At 69.5% G+C, this 16,464-nt stretch carries 16 protein-coding genes; 11 read left to right on the top strand and 5 right to left on the bottom strand.

Features of this window, described 5'->3' with window-relative positions:
- Positions 1 to 51 precede the first annotated feature (51 nt).
- The 3 genes from ccrA to AB0I04_RS23520 all read left to right on the top strand — a co-directional run bounded on the left by ccrA (position 52) and on the right by AB0I04_RS23520 (position 4,200).
- Positions 52 to 1,404: a crotonyl-CoA carboxylase/reductase gene (ccrA, locus tag AB0I04_RS23510; protein WP_360887999.1), complete on the top strand. Its 1,353-nt coding sequence runs from the start codon at positions 52 to 54 to the stop codon at positions 1,402 to 1,404.
- 174 nt (positions 1,405 to 1,578) lie between these two features.
- Positions 1,579 to 2,817: a tryptophan 7-halogenase gene (locus tag AB0I04_RS23515; RefSeq protein ID WP_360888001.1), complete on the top strand. Its 1,239-nt coding sequence runs from the start codon at positions 1,579 to 1,581 to the stop codon at positions 2,815 to 2,817.
- An 87-nt stretch (positions 2,818 to 2,904) separates the two neighbouring features.
- On the top strand, positions 2,905 to 4,200 hold the full coding sequence (locus AB0I04_RS23520; protein ID WP_360888004.1) for an aminotransferase class III-fold pyridoxal phosphate-dependent enzyme: 1,296 nt from the start codon (positions 2,905 to 2,907) through the stop codon (positions 4,198 to 4,200).
- Positions 4,201 to 4,246: 46 nt separating this feature from the next.
- On the opposite strand, the gene AB0I04_RS23525 is transcribed toward AB0I04_RS23520, so the two are convergent.
- Positions 4,247 to 4,843 (bottom strand): TetR/AcrR family transcriptional regulator, encoded by a 597-nt coding sequence (locus AB0I04_RS23525; protein ID WP_360888006.1) that lies wholly within the window; start codon positions 4,841 to 4,843, stop codon positions 4,247 to 4,249.
- A gap of 99 nt (positions 4,844 to 4,942) precedes the next feature.
- Between AB0I04_RS23525 and AB0I04_RS23530 the strand changes: the two genes are divergently transcribed.
- The 4 genes from AB0I04_RS23530 to AB0I04_RS23545 all read left to right on the top strand — a co-directional run bounded on the left by AB0I04_RS23530 (position 4,943) and on the right by AB0I04_RS23545 (position 8,721).
- Positions 4,943 to 5,869 carry a TIGR03564 family F420-dependent LLM class oxidoreductase gene (locus AB0I04_RS23530; protein ID WP_360888009.1) on the top strand — a complete coding sequence of 309 codons (927 nt, stop codon included), beginning with the start codon at positions 4,943 to 4,945 and terminating at the stop codon, positions 5,867 to 5,869.
- 105 nt (positions 5,870 to 5,974) lie between these two features.
- Positions 5,975 to 6,313, top strand: a complete 339-nt coding sequence (locus tag AB0I04_RS23535; protein WP_360888011.1) for a PASTA domain-containing protein — start codon at positions 5,975 to 5,977, stop codon at positions 6,311 to 6,313.
- A 183-nt stretch (positions 6,314 to 6,496) separates the two neighbouring features.
- Positions 6,497 to 7,957, top strand: a complete 1,461-nt coding sequence (locus AB0I04_RS23540) for an EamA family transporter (protein ID WP_360888014.1) — start codon at positions 6,497 to 6,499, stop codon at positions 7,955 to 7,957.
- Positions 7,958 to 8,004: 47 nt separating this feature from the next.
- Complete coding sequence (locus tag AB0I04_RS23545) at positions 8,005 to 8,721, top strand: maleylpyruvate isomerase family mycothiol-dependent enzyme (RefSeq protein WP_360888017.1); 717 nt, start codon at positions 8,005 to 8,007, stop codon at positions 8,719 to 8,721.
- Between the two features lie 116 nt (positions 8,722 to 8,837).
- Here AB0I04_RS23545 and AB0I04_RS23550 read toward each other — a convergent pair whose 3' ends face one another.
- A complete protein-coding gene (locus AB0I04_RS23550; protein WP_360888020.1) occupies positions 8,838 to 9,401 on the bottom strand; it encodes an XRE family transcriptional regulator in 564 nt (187 codons plus the stop codon).
- Positions 9,402 to 9,482: 81 nt separating this feature from the next.
- Here AB0I04_RS23550 and AB0I04_RS23555 point away from each other — a divergent pair, with 81 nt between their 5' ends.
- The 3 genes from AB0I04_RS23555 to AB0I04_RS23565 are packed head-to-tail and all read left to right on the top strand — an operon-like array spanning position 9,483 to position 12,374.
- Positions 9,483 to 10,946, top strand: a complete 1,464-nt coding sequence (locus tag AB0I04_RS23555) for an aldehyde dehydrogenase family protein (protein ID WP_360888023.1) — start codon at positions 9,483 to 9,485, stop codon at positions 10,944 to 10,946.
- Positions 10,947 to 10,965: 19 nt separating this feature from the next.
- Positions 10,966 to 11,922: a pyridoxal-phosphate dependent enzyme gene (locus AB0I04_RS23560; RefSeq protein WP_360888026.1), complete on the top strand. Its 957-nt coding sequence runs from the start codon at positions 10,966 to 10,968 to the stop codon at positions 11,920 to 11,922.
- Positions 11,923 to 11,972: 50 nt separating this feature from the next.
- Positions 11,973 to 12,374 (top strand): NUDIX domain-containing protein, encoded by a 402-nt coding sequence (locus tag AB0I04_RS23565; RefSeq protein ID WP_360888029.1) that lies wholly within the window; start codon positions 11,973 to 11,975, stop codon positions 12,372 to 12,374.
- Between the two features lie 26 nt (positions 12,375 to 12,400).
- On the opposite strand, the gene AB0I04_RS23570 is transcribed toward AB0I04_RS23565, so the two are convergent.
- Both AB0I04_RS23570 and AB0I04_RS23575 read right to left on the bottom strand, forming a co-directional pair.
- Positions 12,401 to 13,066: an NAD(P)H-binding protein gene (locus tag AB0I04_RS23570; protein ID WP_360888030.1), complete on the bottom strand. Its 666-nt coding sequence runs from the start codon at positions 13,064 to 13,066 to the stop codon at positions 12,401 to 12,403.
- On the bottom strand, positions 13,063 to 13,953 hold the full coding sequence (locus tag AB0I04_RS23575; RefSeq protein ID WP_360888031.1) for an NAD(P)H-binding protein: 891 nt from the start codon (positions 13,951 to 13,953) through the stop codon (positions 13,063 to 13,065). The genes AB0I04_RS23570 and AB0I04_RS23575 overlap by 4 nt, the downstream gene beginning before the upstream one ends.
- Positions 13,954 to 14,095: 142 nt before the next feature.
- Here AB0I04_RS23575 and sigI point away from each other — a divergent pair, with 142 nt between their 5' ends.
- On the top strand, positions 14,096 to 14,965 hold the full coding sequence (gene sigI / locus AB0I04_RS23580; protein ID WP_360888034.1) for an RNA polymerase sigma factor SigI: 870 nt from the start codon (positions 14,096 to 14,098) through the stop codon (positions 14,963 to 14,965).
- Between the two features lie 159 nt (positions 14,966 to 15,124).
- On the opposite strand, the gene AB0I04_RS23585 is transcribed toward sigI, so the two are convergent.
- Positions 15,125 to 16,369, bottom strand: coding sequence for an SGNH/GDSL hydrolase family protein (locus AB0I04_RS23585; RefSeq protein ID WP_360888036.1), 1,245 nt, complete (start codon positions 16,367 to 16,369; stop codon positions 15,125 to 15,127).
- Positions 16,370 to 16,464: the final 95 nt, after the last annotated feature.

Below are 16,464 nucleotides of genomic sequence, written 5' to 3' on the forward strand. Positions count from 1 at the left end.
GGAGTCTGCTGGACAAGGCAGCAATAACGCTACTTTTCCTTGGGGCGGAGAATGCGAAGAATTCTGCAGGCGGTAATTGAGGGCGCGCCGCCACCGGAATGGGCGTCACTACCGATCCCAGATTCCTACCGCGGGCTGACCGTCCACAAGGACGAGGTCGGAATGTTCGAAGGGGTACCCCTACGGGACCGGGATCCACACGCCTCGCTGCACGTCGACGAGGTGGCCGTTCCTGAACCGCAGATCGGTGAGGCCCTGGTCGCGGTGATGGCCGGATCGGTGAATTACAACACCGTCTGGTCGGCGTTGTTCGAGCCGCTGCCCACGTTCGAGTTCCTGGAACGCTACGGCCGCCGATCGCCCAGCGCCGCCCGGCACGACCTGCCGTACCACGTGCTCGGCTCGGATCTGGCCGGCGTGGTACTCCGCGTCGGCCCGGGAGTCACCCGATGGAAGCCCGGAGACCGGGTCGTGGCCCACTGCCTCTCGGTCGAGCTGGAGGACCCCGAGGGACACGACGACACGATGCTCGACCCCCAGCAGCGTATCTGGGGATTCGAGACGAACTTCGGTGGCCTGGCCGAGCTCGCCCTCGTACGGGCCAACCAGCTGATGCCCAAGCCGGAGCACCTGACGTGGGAGGAGGCCGCCGCGTCCGGCCTGGTCAACTCGACCGCCTACCGGCAACTCGTGTCCCGGAACGGCGCGGACATGAAGCAGGGGGACGTCGTGCTGATCTGGGGTGCCTGCGGCGGGCTGGGCTCGTACGCCACCCAGCTGGCCCTGGGCGGCGGGGCCGTCCCCGTGTGTGTCGTCTCCTCACCCGAGAAGCGCGACATCTGCCGATCGATGGGCGCCGAACTGATCCTCGACCGCGATGCCGAAGGCTTCCGGTTCTGGCAGGACGACAACGTGCCCAATCGCAAGGAGTGGCGCCGGCTGGGTTCGGCCATCCGGGAGCTCACCGGCGGACTGGACCCCGACGTCGTATTCGAGCACCCGGGGCGGGAGACCTTCGCCGCGAGCGTGTACGTCGCCCGGCGCGGCGGGACGATCGTGACCTGCGCGTCGACGACCGGATACGACCACTACTTCGACAACAGATACCTCTGGATGCACCTGAAACGGATCATCGGCTCGCATTTCGCCAATTACCAGGAGGCGTGGCGGGCCAACGAACTGATCCGGCGCGGGCACATCCATCCGACCCTGTCGCGGACGTATCCGCTGCGGGACGCGGCCACAGCGGTGCACGACGTCCACCGTAACGCCCACCACGGCAAGATCGGGGTGCTCTGCCTGGCGCCCGAGGAAGGCCTCGGCGTGACGGACCCGGAGACCCGGCAGCGCGTCGGCGACAGGCTCGACCTGTTCCGCGCCAGTCACCCGTATGAGCCGATTTAGGGGGTTATTAGGGGTATTCCGGTGGTCCCCGGATTAAAGGGCATATGAGACCGTTGCGAGGGTGTGTCAGGAGACCCCAGGCCAGGTCGTCCGCCGTCGATTCCGTCCGGCTGTTTCCGGCTCGTAAGAGGAAACCGGAGGCAGGCCCGATCCCGTACTGCAGAAAGGCGATCAATGTCCGAGGAATACGACGCCATCGTGATCGGGAGCGGCCCGGCGGGCGCCACCGTATCCGGTTTGCTGGCCAAGTGGGGCAGACGCGTCCTGGCGCTGGAAAAGGAGAAGTTCCCCCGCTATCACATCGGGGAGTCTCTCGTTCCCGGATGCATGCCGATCCTCGAGGAACTCGGCGTCGCCTCCATCGTGGAGGCGAGCGGTGCGACCAAGAAATACGGAATATCGTTCATCTGGGGAGAGGATCCGGATCCCTGGTCGGTGGACTTCGACGAGATATGCCCCCACCCTTACGCGTTCGAGGTCAAACGCGCCGAGTTCGACAGCCTACTGCTGGCCAACAGCCGGACGCTCGGGGCGACGGTGATCGAAGAGGCCGCCGTCCGTGACTTCGTGTTCGAGGACGGCCGCTGCACCGGCGTTCGGTACACGCGTGGGCGCTCGGACACGGTGACCGAGGCGCGCGCCAGGTTCGTGATCGACGCCTCCGGGCAGGCGAAGCTCCTCGCCCGCCGGTTCGGCACGGTCGCCTGGCACGACGACCTGAAGAACCTGGCCGCGTGGACGTACTTCCAGGGCGGCTCCCGCCTGGAGGGGCGCAAGGCCGGCAACATCCTCGTGGAGACGCTCCACCCCGGCTGGCTCTGGCTCATCCCCTTCAGTGACGGAAGTTGCAGTGTCGGCTTCGTGGCGCCGGCCGAGGAGTACAAGGCCACCGGGCTGACGCCGGAGGAGGTCCTCAAGTCGAAGATCGACGAGGCCGCTCTGGTGAAGCGCCTGCTCAAGGGCGCCGTCGAGGTGGCGCAGGTCCGCACGGCCAAGGACTGGTCGTACACCGGCGAGCGCATGACCGCGCCCGGTTGCCTGATGACCGGGGACGCCGCGGCCTTCATCGACCCCCTGTTCTCGACCGGCGTCATGCTCGCGATGCGGGCGGCCACCTCGGCGGCCCGGGCGGTCAACGCCATTCTCGACCGGCCGGAGGACGAGGAGTCGATCCGCCAGGGCTACGAGACCTCGTACCGCGAATTCCTGGACGTGGTCCTGTCCTTCGTCCGTTTCTTCTACGACCCGAGCAAGAAGGTCATCGAGTACTTCGAAGAGGCCAGGAAACTGGTCGATCCCGACGAGGCCCTGGCCGCCCGGCAGGACTTCGTCGCGCTCATCTCCGGCCTCTACGGAATCGAGCCGATCATGGAAGGCGTGCCGCCCGCTCCGATGGCGGCCGTTGCCGACTGAGCGTCGAGAGAACGCGGACGGGAGCGGCGACCCCGCCTCGTCGGCCGTCGATGGACGGATTCATCCGCTGATGCGAGGAGAGGACCGATGGACTATCCGCTGTGGCATGGTGCGATCCCGATGCGTTTCTTCCTCGAACAGGCGATGAGCCCTGAACGCCTGTTGGTCGAAGGGGCGGGAATCCGCGTCCGCGACGCGCGGGGACGCTGGTACATCGACGCCCGGTCGGGCTGCTGGAACTGCAGCCTCGGCTACAGCGCAGCCGAGGTCAAGAAGGCGATCGGCGACCAGCTGACGGCTCTGCCGGACGCCAACACCCTGGTTTACGACCGGCCCGCGCAGGTGACCCTCGACTACGCGCGCGCCCTGCGCGACGCCGTCGGTTCCGCCCTGCCCTACGTGCGGCTGGGAAACACGGGAACGCAGATGACCGAGACCGCGGTCATGCTGAGCCGGTTCGCCCGGGTGCTGTCGGGGGAGCCGGACCGCACGATCGTGCTGTCGTTCGCCGGGAGCTACCACGGCTTCGGCATCAACGGCGCCGCGCTCAGCGGGTTCATCCCGCCGCTGGAACAGGCCGGGCCCCTGGCCCCGGACCTGCAGCATGTGCCCGCCGAGGGCAGCTGGGCCGACAACGTACGGGAACGGCTGGCGCAGCTCTCGGCCGACCGGGTGACCGCGGTGATGATCGAGCCGCAGATGGGGCTGCTGGGGCTGGTCCCCGAGCCCGACGACCTGCGCGCGCTGGCGCGGCTGTGCCGAGACGCCGGAGTGCATCTCATCGCGGACGAGGTGTCCACCGGCTGGGGCCGGTGCGGTGCCATGTCGAGGTGCCTGGAACTCGGCATCGAACCGGACATGCTGGTGCTCGCCAAGGGACTGACCTCCGGCTACGTTCCCGTCGGCGCGCTCTTGGTCACCGAGACCCTCTGGGAACTCGCCGCGGCGCCCGGACAGCCCGTGTTCCTGCCGGCCGGCTCGGCGACCGACGGTCATCCGGTCGCGTGCGCCGCGGGGCTGGCCGTGCTCGAGGTGTTCCGCAGGGACGGCGTGCTCGACAACGTCCGCGGGGTCGGCGCCGCTCTCAAGAGCCGGCTGACCGAGGTAAAGGACAAGCGTCTGGGGTCCTCGGCCGGAGCCGTGCGCGGCGAGGGACTGATGATCCACTTTCCGTTGTCGGACTCGTCCGGCCGGCCCTGGCCTCGCGAGCTCCGGGAATGGGTGCGCGTCGCGTGCGAGGAGAACGGCGTGCTGCTCAGCACCAGTGAGATGGGCTGCTGGATCCTGCCGCCGCTGGTCTGCACCGAGGATGACGGAGCGGAGATCGCTGGTGCCCTCGACGCCGCCCTCGACACGGTGATGTCCTCGGTGGAGGTGCCCTGAGCCGCACTGATCGGGCGTCCGGAGCCAAGGCGTTGCTTCTCGCTGCTCACGATGGCGGGAGGTACGGGACGCCGGTGTTGATCAGAGCGAGAAGGCGGTCGAGAAGGTGAGGGTCCGTGGGCGCCTGTTCGCTGGCCCAGGCGATGGCGTTGGCGAGCAAGAGCAGGTCCGCTATGTCGAGTTCTGCGGGTGCGTTGCCCTGGTGTTGAGCCCGGGAGAGGAGCGCGGTTCCGGCGGCAAGGATCGCTTGGTGGCAGGCGGCCAGGGCGGCACTGCTCTTCCGGGTGGGCTGGGCGATCATCTGGGTCGCGACCAGGCCCTGCATGGCGGTCGCGTGGCGGGCCACGGCACCTAGCCAGGTGCGCAGGGCCTCATCGGGTGAGGGGTGTTCGAGCAGGTCATGCCCTAGGGCACAGAGGGCCTCAACGTCGTCGCCGATGATCGCGACCGTGAGGGCCTGCAGATTGGGGAAGTGCCGGTAGAGCGTGCCGGGTCCGACGCCCGCCCGTTGAGCGATCTTGTTGAGCGAGGCGCGGGGGCCTTCTTCGGCGAACACGCTCCTTGCCGCCTCGAGCAAACGTCCGCGGTTGCCGCGGGCGTCGGCGCGCTGTGGGCGTTGGCTGTCCGCAGGGTTGCTCTTCATCCGGTGTCCCAAGGTTGCTAAGCGGAGAGGTTCTCCGTACTCTAGTCGAACCTTAACCGGAGAACCTCTCCGTATGGTGAGAGTGATCGGAGTGACGATATGAGGATCGGGATCGCGGTCGGTGATCTGCGGCGAGGCGTGGCGGCCGAGGAGCTCGTTCGCCAGGTCCGCAGCGCCGCCGAACGCGGGTTGAGTGGTGTGTGGTCGTCTCAGGCGTTCGGCTGGGACGCCCTGACCGCCTTGGCCGTGGCGGGCGCTCAAGTGCCTGGGATCGAGCTGGGGACGGCGGTCGTGCCCGTCCCGCAGCGCCATCCCCTTGTCCTGGCCGGTCAGGCGCTGAGCGTCCAGGCGGCAACGGGAAACCGGCTCACTCTGGGCATCGGGGCGGGGATCTCGATGATGGTCACCGACATGTACGGCCTGCCCGCCGATCGTCCCGCCACCCGGATGCGCGAGTACCTGTCGATCCTGCGCCCCCTTCTGCGCGGAGAGGCGGTCTCCCACCAGGGCGACACCCTCACGGCCGTGGGCCAGGTGGGCGTTGCGGGTGCGACGCCGCCGCCGGTTCTGCTGGCCGCCCTCGCCCCCGCGATGCTGCGCCTGGCCGGGGAACTCGCCGACGGAACCGTGACGTGGATGACCGGCCCCCAGACCCTCGCCGACCACATCGTGCCCTCCGTCACCAAGGCCGCCGAGGCCGCGGGCCGCTCGGCCCCGCGCGTGGTCGCCGGACTGTTGGTCAGCGTGACCAACGACGAACAAGGTGTCCGCAACCGGGTCGCCGAACAGTTCAGCCTGGCCGGCCAGGTCCCCGAGTACCGCGCGGTCCTGGACCGGGAGCGGGCCGCAGGTCCCCAGGATGTCGTCATCGTCGGGACCGAGAACCAGGTCGAACGACAAATACGACGACTTGAAGACGCAGGCGTCACCGACTTCTTTGCCGCACCCTTCGGCGGGCCGGAGGAACAGGACCGTACCATCGAGGTGATCACGGCCCTCGCCGAAGCCGAACACCACAGGAGTTGACTCAGGGCAGCCGCCAGTCGGTCCCGGCCAGAAGACCTCCAATGTTCGTAGGAAGATAGATCACCAGGTCCGCGCCGCGGCCGGTGGAGACAAGGGATGAGAGCGGTGAAGAGGTACCTCGTCGCAGGGATGCTGCTTTGGGGGATCGTGCCCGGAGTGACGGCATGCGGGGATGTGGGGAAACCGCACCCCTCTCGAAGCGGCGCCGTCACCATGCCGAACCTTGTGGGCAAGAACGGTGCGGTCGCCAAGGACGATCTGGAACGGCTCGGTTTTGCCGACGACCGGATCAAACTGAGCCCTGAGAACCGCGTGTTCGTGGCCATGCCCTCACATTGGACGGTTGCCGCGCAGTCGGAGAAGCCGGGCACGCGGGTCAGCCTGCAGGAACTCATCGTGTTGTCGGTGGACAAAATGCGCCATCCCTGGCTCCATCACAACTGAGGGCAAGCGCCCGGCGCGGTGGCCGGCCCCCGGTGACAACTCGATCCGGCGCGTCGGCCGATGCAGGGGTGTCACGAGCGGTCGTACGCGGGGATGGTCCCGATAGGACCGCACGGCGACCGCCGCGTATGTCGTAGGCCGACACTCGTCGACAGGTAACTCGAATCGAGTTAGTCTCCCGGCGTGGTCCGTCTTTGGTCGAACGGAGCGCTGGCGGTGTGGGTGACGCTGGCGCTCGGTGTCCCGTTCCTGCTGATCTCGATCGCGGCACGCGCCCTCCCGGCCGATGTGCTGACCTGGGTGCGGTTCGCGCTCGCCGCCGTGACGCTGCTCGCCGTGACGTGGGCGCGTCGCGGCTCCACGGAGGCGTTCACCGCGCCCGGCCGGCTGATGATGACCAGACCGGGCGACATTCTGCTGGTGGCCCTGTTCAGCGCCGCGCTGCCGTCCCTCCTCATCGCCGTCGGTGAGCACCACCTGCAGACCGGCCCGACGTCGTTGCTGTTGGCCACGACGCCGATGTGGATCGCGATGGGCGGCCATCTGCTGTTCCCCGCCGAGCGGATGGGGCTGCGACGTTGGACATGTCTGGTCGTGGCGTTGGGCGGCACCACCGTGATGACCGCCGGCGGCGCTGCCGGGTCGACGCCGTGGGCGGCTCTTCCGCTGGCGGCGGCGGTGAGTTACGCCGCGGGTAACCTGCTCGTGCGGTCCCGGCTGCGGGACGTCGACGCGTTCACCCTCACCTTCGCCCAGATGACGGTCGCGGTCCTCATCACCACACCGTTCGCCGCGGCGCGTCTTTCCGCCGTCCGGTGGGAGCCCGGTCCATGGGTCGCGGTCCTGGCCCTGGGCGTCTTCTGCTCGGGGCTGGGCTGGCTCGCCAACACCGCCCTGGTCCAACGGATGAGTGCCGTCCAGGCGTCGCTGGTGTCGTTCACCGCACCGGTCGTGTCCCTGCTGCTGGGTACGATCGTGCTCGGCGAACGCCTGTCGCCGCCCCGGCTGGCGGCCGCCGGGATCGTGGTGGTGGCCGTCGCGGTGTTCGGCGCGCCGTCCCGTCCGGCGCGCCGACCGCATTCGCATCGGGAGGTGGGAGCCGTCCTCGAACTCGCCGTCCTCGGCTTCCTGGCGGAAGAGCCGATGCACGCCTACGAGTTGCGCAAGCGCGTCACGAAGCTGACGGGACACGTACGACCGGTCAGTGACGGCTCCCTGTATCCGGCTCTCCAGCGGCTGGGTCGCCGAGGGTTGGTGAGCCGCACGTCCGCTCCCGGCTCGAGCGGACCCGCGCGGCAGGTGTTCGAACTCACCGGCACCGGACGCGCCGAGCTGGAACGCCGCCTGATGCACCCTGATGACCTGGACATCACCGATCGCAACAAGTACTTCGTGGTCCTGGCCTTCCTGCATCTGCTGCCGGCCCCGGCCCAAGCCGACGTCCTCCGCCGCCGCTTGGAGTTCCTGGAAGACCCGCAGCGGGGATTCTTCGTTGACGACGACCGGGCACTCCGCGAAGACGAATCGGTCTCCCCCTTCCGGGCAGGTATCCAGCACATCGCCCGGACGACCTCATCCGCCGAACGCGCGTGGCTGACCCGAACACTCAACGCGCTCCAGACGGCGCTGCCCGAGTCCAGCTGACCGCGCACCGCAGGCCTTCCCGCCTGCCGCTTTTAATAGTCACGGGGGTGTCATTCATCGACAGCCTGCTCGAACAGGTCACCCGGTCCGCCGACCGACTCCTCGCCGATGCATCCGCCCTGACCGACGCCGAAGTGCGCGAGCCGTCAGCGCTCCCCGGCTGGACGCGCGGTCAGGTGCTCGTGCACGTCGCGCGCAGTGCCGACGCCTACACCTGGTTGCTGCGCTCGGCCAGCGGACGTGCTCCCCTGGGAACGAGGCCGGGCACCACACCCCCGCCTTCCATCAGCGAAGCCGGGGCCGAACTAGCCGCCGACCTGCGCCTCAGCCTTGAACGCTTCCTAGGAGAGGCCAGGGCAATGCCCGCCGACGCCTGGGATCGGCTGGTCACGGCGCTGGCGGGCTGGCGACATCCGGCCTGGTTCACGCTGCGGCGGTGCCTGCGAGAACTCCATACCCACCATGTCGACCTGCACTGCGGCTACCGTACGTCCGACTGGCCGGACCCGTATGTCGCCTGGGCTCTGGACGACACGCTCGCCACGCTCAAGGCGCAACGCTTCCCGCTCGGCTTGGCCGACGCGCTCGATCTGGGCCTTCGGTGGGAGCTCACCCCTGACGGGCCCGCTGTCGCCGCCGCCGGACACGTGCTGCTCGGCTGGCTCGCCGGCCGTGCCCCCGGCCCCGGCCAGAACCTGCCCACCCCGCCGACCTGGCCGCAGCCGCCTACCCCCGGCTGGGGCCAGGACCGGACTCCCTCGTGATCGGCGAGGAGGGCGTTGCCGGCTCCGTACGGTTCGGCGCCGGCCGCGCCGAGGGGGCCTGACCGAGCCGCGCCTGCCGGTGAGGTGTGGTTGAAGGATGCGGAGGCCGGCCTGGGTCAGTGAGGTGGCACCTCGAAGGGGGTCTGGATCACCAATGTTCCGTGGGCGTCGCATCCGATCGCCTCGTAGATGTGGGGGACGTCGGCGCGGTAGCGGACGAAGTCGCCCGCACCGAGTTCGATCGGCTCGTCCTCGGGTCCGATGCGGATGGTGCCGTCATGGACGAGGAAACACTCGATCACTCCGGCCTGGTGCGCGGCCGAGTGCTGGGGGGTTCCCGAGCGGATGAGCAGGTCGTACAGGTCGGTGCGCAGGCGGTTGTCGAGGTGGGCGACCAGGCGGGCGTCGACCGCGGTGCCGCCCGCCCGGGGGCCCTCATCGGCTCGCAGCACCGTGGCGGCGTACGGGCGGGCGTCGGCGATCAGGTCGGCCAACGAGGCGTCCAGGACCTTGGCCAGCGCGTACAGGGTGTCGAGAGTGGGATTTCCCTTCCCGGCCTCGATGGCGGTGAGAGTGGCGCGCGCCACGCCCGACCGGCGGGACAGCTCCACGGTCGACAGGTGCCGCGCGGCGCGCAGGCGGCGCAGGTTCTTGGCGACGACGTTGACGGGATCGCTCATGCTGCCTACTTTAATGGACATCAATGACCGACATACCGAACATCCGGGAAGTGGTGGGTCGTGTTTGAGAGAGGCGGCAGGATGGTGACGGCGACGACCAGGTGGCGCCCGCCTGGTGGATGGATCGCGTCCGGCCGATGGCGGGACGACGGGAATCCGCTGGTGGTATCCGACCAGCAGAACGGCGCACGCGTCGAGACGGTCGTGGACGTCGCGCCGGAGGTGGTCGACCAGATAGTGGCGGCGGCGTCGGCCGCCGTGCCCGCATCCGCAGAGGTCCCCGCCCACGAACGGCGCCGGGTCCTCGCCGAAGCGGGCGCACGCGTGGAGCGCGATGCCGAATCGTTCGCCCAGACGCTGGTCGCTGAGGGAAGCAAGACGATCCGCGAGGCGCGCCGGGAGGTGGCGCGCTGCGTGACCACGCTCCGCCTGGCGGCCGAGGAGGCAGGACGCCTCACCGGGGAGACCATCGCCTTCGACGGCGTCGAGGCGGGCGTGGGCCGGATCGGCTGGTGGATGCGAGAGCCCGTCGGGGTGGTCGCGGCGATCACTCCGTTCAACGACGCGCTCAATCTGGTCGCGCACAAGATCGGACCGGCGATCGCGGCCGGGAACGTCACGGTCCTCAAACCCTCCGAACACACGCCCTTGAGCGCACTGCGCCTGGCCGAAGCACTGCTGGATGCGGGCCTGCCGGGAGACATGCTCTCGGTCGTCCCGGGAGGTGCTCCCACTGCCCAGGCGCTGGTCGCTCATCCGGCCGTCGACGCGGTGTCCTTCACCGGCGGCTACCGGACGGGCGCGGAGATCGCGCGATCGGCCGGGCCGAAACGCATGGTGATGGAGCTGGGCGGCAACTGCCCGGTGATCGTATTGTCCGACGCCGATCTGAAGGTCGCCGCGGCGGCCACCGCGGCCGGGGCGTTCTCGGCGGCCGGTCAGAACTGCCTGTCGGTCCAGCGCGTCTACGTTGAGCGGAGTGTCGCGCCCGAGTTCACCGAACGGCTGGTCGCACGGACCGAAGCGCTGCGCTGCGGCGACAAGTACGACGAGCTCACCGACGTGGGACCGCTCATCGACGGGCACGCGGCACGCCGAGTACGGGCGTGGATCGACGAAGCCGTCCGAGCCGGAGCCCGCCTGCGAGTCGGCGGGGATCACGACGGCGCCTTCATCCGACCGGCGGTTCTGGACCATGTTCCGGAGGACGCGCGTGTTCTGCGTGAGGAGGTCTTCGGGCCGGTGGTGTCGGTGATCCCGGTCGACGGGCCGGCCGAGGCGGTCGCGATGGCCAACGACTCGCTCTATGGCCTGCACGCCGGCTTGTTCACCCAGGACGTCGGGCTCGCGTTGGCCTTGGCCTCCCGTCTCCGGGTCGGAGGCGTGATGATCAACGACAGCAGCGACTTCCGGATCGACTCCATGCCGTTCGGCGGCCGCGGGCATTCCGGCGTCGGACGGGAAGGCGTCCGATACGCCATCGAAGCGCTCACCGAACCGAAGGTCGTAGCGGTGCGCGTCCCCTCGCCCGCGCCAGCCGCCTGACGCGCCGAAGGAGAACAACGTGTCCAACAGCTTCGTCGATGTGGGCAACATCGAGAAGGCCGCCGCCTGCATCAATCCCCTCTTCCGCGACACCCCGCAGTTCTTCGCCGAACGTCTGAGCGGCACGCTGGGCGTTCAAGCGCTGGTGAAGGTCGAGACGGTCAATCCGATCCGCTGCTTCAAAGGACGCGGTACCGATTTCCTGGCCCGCACCCGTCCCCGCGGCGACGTCCTGGCGTGCGCCTCGGCCGGAAACCTCGGGCAAGGACTGGCCTTCGCGGGGCGCGAACATGGCCTGGCGACCAAGATCTTCGCTGCTTCCACCATCAACCCGCACAAACTCGCGGCGATGCGTGCCCTCGGTGCCGACGTCCGGCTCATCGACGGCGACTTCGACGCCGCCCGGCAGCAGGCCGCCCTCACCTGCGAACGTCAAGGCTGGACACTGGTGGAGGACGGCACCGATCCGCCGCTCGCCGAAGGCGCCGGCACCATCGCCGTCGAGCTGACAGCCGGCCCCCGATCCATCGACTGCGTCCTGGTACCGGTGGGCAACGGTTCCCTGGCCTGCGGTGTGGCCGCCTGGTTCAAGGCCGCCGCTCCCGCCACCCGGGTCATCGCCATCGGCGCCGCCGGAGCACCCGTGATGGAACACGCCTGGCGCACCGGCGACACCACCCCCAGCGCCGCACCCACGACAACCATCGCCGAAGGCCTGGCCACACGCGTGCCCGCCCCCCGCGCCGTGGAGGCCATGCGCGCCACGGTCGATGACTTCATCCTCGTCGATGACCGGCAACTCCTCGAAGCCATGCGTCTGCTCATCGAGACCACCGGCCTGATCGCCGAGCCGTCCGGCGCCGCGGCCATCGCAGGGGCCCTCGCCATGCGAAACGAACTCGCGGGCGCCGCCGCCGCCTTGGTGGTCACTGGCTCCAACATCGACCACCGGCTCCTGCCCCAAGTGATCCGGTAACCGACTTAGACGTGCGAGTAAGCGATCACCGACCACTGAAAGGGCTCGCGATGACCCCGACCATCGACAAGATCGCCTTGATCGTTCTGCGGGACCGCAAGATCCTCGCCACCCTCTCACGCGGCAAAGACGTCTACTACCTGCCAGGCGGCAAACGCGAGCCCGGCGAGAGCGACCTCGACACACTGATGAGAGAGATCGCCGAGGAGCTGACCGTAGCCGTCATCCCAGCCACCGCCGTACGCTTCGGCACCTACGAGGCGCCGGCGGACGGCCGGACCGACGGCACCCGGGTACGCGCCACCTACTACACCGCCGACTACCTCGGAACCCCGACGGCCGCCGGCGAGATCGAGAAGATCGCCTGGCTGACATACACCGACCGCGACCGTATGGCCTCCGCCGCTCAACTCGTCTTCGACGACCTGAACCGAACCGGTCTCCTCACCTGACTCGCCCATGATCGCGATCTCGTCGGTCAGTGGGCGACGCCCACGGCTGCCTTGACGGTTTCCGGGCGGTTCAGCACGGCGAGCATGAGATGGGCGACGTCGGCCCGAGACACCCTGAGTCCGCCGCGGACGTTGCGGTCGAGTGCGGTGTGATACGCACCGGTCATCGGCCCGTTGGTGAGGTACGGCGGCCGTACGACCGTCCAGTCCAGGCCGCTGCCGCGAAGGGTGTCCTCGAGCGACGCCAGGTCGAGGTAGTTCGCGCGGAAGACCGCCTTGACCGCGGGGCCCAGGAGGTACCGCACGATGGGTCCCTCGCCCGGGTCGTGCCTCGGCGGGTGCGGTCGGCCCGGCGAGGCGATGGTCGCGACGGGTGCGGCGCTCACCGCGACGATCCTGCGCGTGGCGGCCGTCCGCATCGCGTCGAGGAGGGTCTGTGTTCCGCGATGGGCGATGCCGACGTCGGCCCTCGACCGGGGCCCGAGGCAGGACAGCACCGCGTCCGCACCTGAGACCGCCGGCGCCAGTGCCCGCGGTGTCGCCGTCGCGAGATCGGCGCGGACGACACGAACGTCCGCGGACAGCCGCGAGGGGTCCCGCACCACCGCGGTCACGTCGTGCCCCGCGGCCACGGACTGCTGAAGCAGGTGTCGGCCGATTCCTCCGGTCGCGCCGACGATCGTCAGCCTCATCGCCTGCCCCCGGGCACGCGGGGGCCGGAAGTGGCGAGGAGCGCCTCGCGGTGCCGTTCGGCCCACGAGGCGAAGGTTCCGGCGTCGCGGCCGAGCACCTCGGTCACCACGTGTGTGGTCCGCGCGGGCCGCCTGGCGGCGTCCGCCTGCATGCGCAGGTACGCGCCGGCGAACTGCTCGGGAAAGCCCTGCGCGACCATGATCTGCATGGCGACCTCCGGCGGGACCTCCTGGTACCGCAGCGGCCGGCCGATCGCCGTGCCGACGATCTCCACCATCTCCTCTTGGGTGAGCGAGGCCGGGCCGGTCAGCTCGAGCCGTTCGCCGAGCACGTCGTCGCGCCGCAACGCGTGCGCCGCGACCTCCGCGATGTCGCGCTCGTCGATGGGCGCCGCCGCGGCGCGGGCGTACGGGCCGCGGATGACATCGCCTGCGCCGATCTGGGCGGCCCACAGGCCGATCACGTTGCCGGCGAAATTCGTGGGACGAAGGCTCACCCACTCCATTCCGGAAGCCGTGACGGCCTGCTCGGCCTCCCTGTTGTAGTCGCCGCGGTACCGCGACGGCTGCCGAGCCGGGTCGTCATCGACGTTGGACGCGGCGAGCACGACCGCGCGCCGGACGCCGCGCTTCTCAGCGAGCGCGACGAAGGCGCCCGCCGCGCGTCCCACCGCCCGCGGGTTGATGAAGACGGCGTCGACGTCGTCGAGGGCCACGGCGAGCGTCCCGGGGTCGGACGGGTCGGCGGCGACCACGTCCACCCCGTCGGGCAGGCTTGCGGCGTGGGGGGTCCGCGTGACCACCCGCACGGGGACACCCGCTTGGGCCAGGAAGCCCACGAGCGGGCGCCCGATGTTGCCGGTCGCCCCGGTTACAAGAATCATCATCCGGCCTTTTCGTTCGATGAGTATCGGACCAGTACACGACGAGACGGCGGAGGAGAAAGTGACGCAGCGGAGGTTGTCACTTCTCGCACGCCCATCTCGTCGTGTCCTGAAGAGTGTTGGCACCATCGGGAAGGGGCGACCCATGAGCGAAGTCGCCGACGGGTTCGCCGAGGCGTGGCGGCACCGCGGTTACCTGATCGACCTGGCGTTCCGGATACTCGGCGACGTCGGCGAGGCCGAAGACGTCGTCCAAGAGGCGTACGTACGTCTCGCCCGTGCCGGCGACGACATCGACGAGGTACGTGGCTGGCTGACCGTCATCACGAGCCGGCTCTGCGTCGACCAGATCCGCTCGGCGCGGGTGCGCAGAGAGCGCATCAGGGACGCGGCCGACTTCGAGACCGCCGTGCCACTGGCTCAACCCATCCCCGTCGATCCGGCCGACCGGATCACGCTGGACGACGAGGTGCGGCTCGCCCTGTTCGTCGTGCTCGAGCGGCTGGGACCCGCCGAACGAGTGGCGTTCGTCCTGCACGACGTGTTCCAGCTGCCGTTCGACTCGATCGCGGGCATCCTCGGCCGACCGATACCGACCTGCCGGCAGCTCGCTCGCCGGGCCAGGCAGAAGGTGCTCGCAGCCCAGCCCCGCGGCTTCGACGTCGCCGCCGCCGAACATCGCGCGGTCACCGAGCGGTTCATCGAGGCGTGCGCGAACGGTGACCTCGACGCGCTGGTCACCGTGCTGGATCCGCAGGTGTGGGGTGCGGTCGAGTTCGTTACGCAGACCGGCCGGGAGTCAGTGACGGTCCACGGTCCCGAAGCGGTCGCCCGCAACATGCTGCGCTACTGGGGAAGCCACGCGACCCTCGTGTCACATCCGACCGGCACGAACCCCAAGCTGCTCGCCTTCGTAGACCGCCGGCAGGCGGCGCTCATCACACTCACCGTCCGACACGGCCTTGTCGCGAAGATCCACGTGATCACGGACGGCGACGCCATCCGCCAGCCGTAGTCAATCGAGGAATCGCCGTGGGGCCACGTCGACCGACCCTGGCTCGCGGCACTGCCGCGGCTGGTGAACCGTCGACGGTGGCCCTCGTTGCCCGGCCCTACGCGGCCTGGTGGGAAGGCCGGGTCACAGCAGCGACAGGTCGATGGTGGGAAGGCCGGATCACAGCAGTGACAGGTCGATCGCGCTGCCCATGGCGGCGTATCCGGTGTCGCCGGGATGCAGGTGGTCACCGGAGTCGTAGGCGGGCAGCATCCGGTGCGCGTCCGCAGGGTCGCGCACGACCGCGTCGAAGTCCACCACCGCGTCGAAGACGCCGGCCGTACGGATCCAGGTGTTGACCGCCTGCCGTGTCTCCTCCTCCTGAGAGGTGTAGCACGAGCAGCCCTCGAACGGGGTGAGCGTGCCGCCGAGAACGCGCAGGCCGTGGGCGTGGGAGCGCTGGACGATTTCGGCGAGGCCGGCTGTGATCTTCGCCGGATCCAGCTGGTGGGGTGTCTGCTGGATGTCGTTGATCCCTTCCAGCACGATGACGGTCCGGACGCCGGGCTGCGCGAACACGTCCTGGTCGAGACGTTTCAGCGCCGCCTCGCCCGCGGATCCGCCGTCGAGGAGGACACGGTTGCCGCTGATGCCGGCGTTCAGCACGCCGAACCGGTGGCCGGGCGGGCTCGCGAGAATCCTGCCGGCCAGGATGTCGGGCCAGCGGTGGTCGAGGTCGGTGGCCGAGCGGTAGCCGTCGGTGATGGAGTCGCCGAGGGTCACGACGGCGCCACGGGCGCCCGAGCCGGCCACGTCGACGCCGGAGACGAAGTGCCAGGCGGTGGTGGTCTGTGGGAAGGCCGCCGCGCCGGTCGCATCGGCCGCGTCGGCGCCGCGGGTGAAGTAGGAGTGCTGCACGGCGAGCGGGTGGTAGCTCATGGGGGTCGCGTACCCGGGCGTGTAGGTGGTGACGAGCAGGTCCCGGGCGGGCGGCACCGTCAGTGCCACCGGATCGCTGACGACGGTGCCGCCCGGCGGAATCGTCACCGCCGCGGCACCGTGGAAGGTGACCTCGCGCAGGGTGCCCGGGGCTACCTGAGGGCTGTCGGGGACCACCGGCAGGGCCACCGTGGTGTGCCGTACCGGCAGGGCCGCCGTGCCGTACCTGTTGGACAGGCGCACGCGTAGCGCGGCGCCTCCGACGGTGGTGTGGACGACGTCGCGGATCGTGCAGTCGGCGCAGCCGTTGTCCACGGCGGCGGCGAGGGCGGTCGCCCAGGTGCCGACCCAGCGTCCGGGCGGATCGCCGGCGGAAGGCCGCGGCCGGGAACCCGCGGTCACCGGCTGGACGACGCCGAGCAGCACGAGCAGAAGCGCGCTGGCGACGACCGTAAGGGGCCTGCCCAGCACTTTGATGCGGAACATCCGAAAGCCTCCGATGACAACGTTGTCAAAATTGCCCGGAGTGTCCCTCTACGGCCCGTCCTCGTCAATGCGTCACCTTGCTCGAATGCGGACCG

This window comes from Actinoallomurus sp. NPDC050550, assembly GCF_040655075.1.
Taxonomy (GTDB): domain Bacteria; phylum Actinomycetota; class Actinomycetes; order Streptosporangiales; family Streptosporangiaceae; genus Actinoallomurus.

Bases quoted from the DNA above. Each gene is read 5' to 3' on its own strand.
- ccrA (WP_360887999.1), top strand. From the start codon at position 52: ATGCGAAGAATTCTGCAGGCGGTAATTGAGGGCGCGCCGCCACCGGAA.
- AB0I04_RS23515 (WP_360888001.1), top strand. From the start codon at position 1,579: ATGTCCGAGGAATACGACGCCATCGTGATCGGGAGCGGCCCGGCGGGC.
- AB0I04_RS23520 (WP_360888004.1), top strand. From the start codon at position 2,905: ATGGACTATCCGCTGTGGCATGGTGCGATCCCGATGCGTTTCTTCCTC.
- AB0I04_RS23525 (WP_360888006.1), bottom strand. From the start codon at position 4,843: ATGAAGAGCAACCCTGCGGACAGCCAACGCCCACAGCGCGCCGACGCC.
- AB0I04_RS23530 (WP_360888009.1), top strand. From the start codon at position 4,943: ATGAGGATCGGGATCGCGGTCGGTGATCTGCGGCGAGGCGTGGCGGCC.
- AB0I04_RS23550 (WP_360888020.1), bottom strand. From the start codon at position 9,401: ATGAGCGATCCCGTCAACGTCGTCGCCAAGAACCTGCGCCGCCTGCGC.
- AB0I04_RS23555 (WP_360888023.1), top strand. From the start codon at position 9,483: ATGGTGACGGCGACGACCAGGTGGCGCCCGCCTGGTGGATGGATCGCG.
- AB0I04_RS23565 (WP_360888029.1), top strand. From the start codon at position 11,973: ATGACCCCGACCATCGACAAGATCGCCTTGATCGTTCTGCGGGACCGC.
- AB0I04_RS23570 (WP_360888030.1), bottom strand. From the start codon at position 13,066: ATGAGGCTGACGATCGTCGGCGCGACCGGAGGAATCGGCCGACACCTG.
- AB0I04_RS23575 (WP_360888031.1), bottom strand. From the start codon at position 13,953: ATGATGATTCTTGTAACCGGGGCGACCGGCAACATCGGGCGCCCGCTC.
- sigI (WP_360888034.1), top strand. From the start codon at position 14,096: ATGAGCGAAGTCGCCGACGGGTTCGCCGAGGCGTGGCGGCACCGCGGT.
- AB0I04_RS23585 (WP_360888036.1), bottom strand. From the start codon at position 16,369: ATGTTCCGCATCAAAGTGCTGGGCAGGCCCCTTACGGTCGTCGCCAGC.